The 2,489-nt window shown below is 66.5% G+C and carries 2 protein-coding genes; one reads left to right on the forward strand and one right to left on the reverse strand.

What is annotated here, in order from left to right; translation table 11 throughout:
* Positions 1 to 608: 608 nt before the first annotated feature.
* Entirely contained in the window at positions 609 to 1,220 is a 612-nt protein-coding gene (locus QMG73_RS46000) for a TetR/AcrR family transcriptional regulator (RefSeq protein ID WP_281906483.1), read from the reverse strand.
* A gap of 92 nt (positions 1,221 to 1,312) precedes the next feature.
* On the opposite strand from QMG73_RS46000, the gene QMG73_RS46005 reads away from it, so the two are divergent.
* Positions 1,313 to 2,179, forward strand: a complete 867-nt coding sequence (locus QMG73_RS46005; protein WP_281906484.1) for an NAD(P)-dependent oxidoreductase — start codon at positions 1,313 to 1,315, stop codon at positions 2,177 to 2,179.
* Positions 2,180 to 2,489: the final 310 nt, after the last annotated feature.

Raw genomic sequence — 2,489 nt, forward strand, 5'->3', positions numbered from 1 at the left:
TCGCTAAAGACCGCAACAAGTAGGACAAACCATCAACCCAGGTGCTCAGTTTTCAGCCGTCGCAACCTGCTCAGTTTTCAGCCGTCGTTGACAGACGGCGGACGGGATCGAGTTGTTCAACCTGGCCAAGGTGCCGATCACGCGGTACCAGTACCGGGGCGACAAGATCCCCAGCCCATGGGCTACCGCTGTGTGACACCAACGGCAGACTCCGTGGAGAGCCCGTTACCGGGAGACTGGTACGGCGGGTTCGGCGAGCGGCATGGGGAAACGGACCAGAAGTGATTCCGGCACCGCGCCCCATGCCGACTTGACTCACCTAGGTGATCTCACCCGCCTCATGCACCCTCCACAGAGGTCAATCACCCCGAACACCCCAGCTCAAGCCACCGCCGGCCGAACACGCAACGGCCCTGGCACCCGCGGCGGTCTGGGCCGGTGTGATGCTGCGACGGTCGAGGTGTTCGTCGCTACCCTCGCGGCCATATCCCAAAGGGCCTGGACCCGCCACCCGGAGTTCGATATGCATCCGGTTCTTGGCGGACTTGCCCTCAATGAGACGCGGGAGCAAACGCGCACCGAGACGCCGGTTGTGGGATCTGGTCTCGTTATGGCGTGGCGTTGTGGTAGGTCCGGATCAGCCGGGCGAGGTGGGTTCCGGCCAGTCGTAACGGTGTCTCGTTGCGGGAGACTTGGGCGGCGAGTTCGGCTCCTTCGAGAGTGCTGATCACCGTGTGTGCGAGGTCGTGGGCCTCTGCGGCGTCGAAGCCGGCCTTTTGGAGTTTCGCCGCTACGAGGGCGCGCCAGCGCGCGAACGCCTCGGCGGCGGCGTGCTGGATGTCGGGTGCCCGAGCGGCGGTACCGAGCGCGGTGGCGGTGACCGGGCAGCCGTCGACCCAGTCTGAGCGGCGCAGGTCTCGGGCGAGGGCACGAGCGGTGGTCTCGACCGCCTCGGCCGGGTCTGGCCTGCTGTCCAGCATTCGGGTCAGGAACTCCGCGAACTCGTGGTCGCCGTGCCGGATGGCCTGGACCGCCAACTCCTGCTTGCCACCCGGGAAGAAGTGGTAGACCGACCCGAGGGTGGCGCCGGCCTCCTGGGAGATCTGTTTGATCCCGGTCCCGTCGTAGCCTTGCCGCTGCATCAGCCGGGATGCGGTGCGAACGATCCGCTCGCGAGTGCCCAGGCCGCTGCCCGGCTCGTCCGTCGTCGCCCTCTTCACTAGCCCCACTCTACCGGATAGAGCGTTCGTTCTAGGTTCGTGCTAGTGTTCCGGTTGCTAGATAGAGCGTTCGTTCTAGAGAGGTTGTGGCAATGAACAAGCAGCCGGTGACCGTGATCGGTCTCGGCCCGATGGGGCGAGCGATGGTCGGCGCGTTTCTGGACAACGGCCACGCGGTGACGGTGTGGAACCGGACCGAGAGCAAGGCCGACGACCTGGTCGCGCGGGGCGCCGTCCGGGCGGACACCATCCAGGCGGCGTTGGCCGCCAATGAACTGGTGGTCTTGAGCCTGACCGACTACGCCGCGGTGTACGACGTGCTCGGTTCGGCCACGACCGCACTTGCTGGGCGGGTGTTGGTCAACCTCAGCTCGGACACCCCGGATCAGGCCCGTACGGCGGCGCGATGGGCCGCGGAACACGGCGCCACCCAGGTGACCGGCGGCGTCCTGGTCCCGCCGCCCGGTATCGGAAAGCCGGGTTCGTCGACGTTCTATAGCGGCCCACGTGAGGCGTTCGAGGCTCATCGGGAGACCCTGGAGGTGCTCACCGCAACCGACTACCGGGGCGACGATCCCGGTCTGGCCGCGCTCTACTACCAGCTCAACATGGACATGTTCTGGACGAGCATGCTCGGCTGGCTGCACGCCCTGGCGCTGGCCAGGGCCAACGGCATCAGCGCGAAGGAGATGCTGCCATACGCCAAGCTCGCCTTGAACCTGGAGTACTTCCTTGAGTTCTACACCGACCGGATCGACGCCGGCGAACACCCCGGCGACGTCGACCGGCTCGCCATGGGCATGGCAAGCGTCGAGCACGTCGCGCACACCACCCGAGATTCGCGGGTCGACCCCGCGCTACCGGATGCCCTGCTGGAAATCTTCCGACGAGGTCAGACCGCCGGACACGGTGACGACAGCTTCACCAGCCTGATCGACATCGTTACCGCCCAACGCTGACCCGTCCCGTCGTACCGGGAGGCGGGTCGCGACGCTGAACCCGCCTTGTCCGGCTGCCGGCGTCGCTCACGGTGACGTGAGCGGCTCGGCCTGTTCGGCGCGTTGAAGGCTGACGGTCCAGACGTGATCACCGCGGTACGGCGGGCGCAGCTCTCCACCACCAGAACATCAACCGATCAACCGTGAGACGGCCACCACCGGAACATGGCACCGGTTCTTGGTTCGTCGGGTTTCCCCTCTCCGAGACGCGGGAGCAAACGCGGACCGAGACGCGGGGCAGACACTGCCCGCCATACCGCCACGCCAGAGG

The sequence above is a fragment of the Phytohabitans aurantiacus genome, assembly GCF_027923225.1.
In the GTDB taxonomy this organism is placed as follows: domain Bacteria; phylum Actinomycetota; class Actinomycetes; order Mycobacteriales; family Micromonosporaceae; genus Phytohabitans; species Phytohabitans aurantiacus.

Coding starts and splice junctions, on each gene's coding strand:
- QMG73_RS46005 (WP_281906484.1), top strand. CDS start 1,313: ATGAACAAGCAGCCGGTGACCGTGATCGGTCTCGGCCCGATGGGGCGA.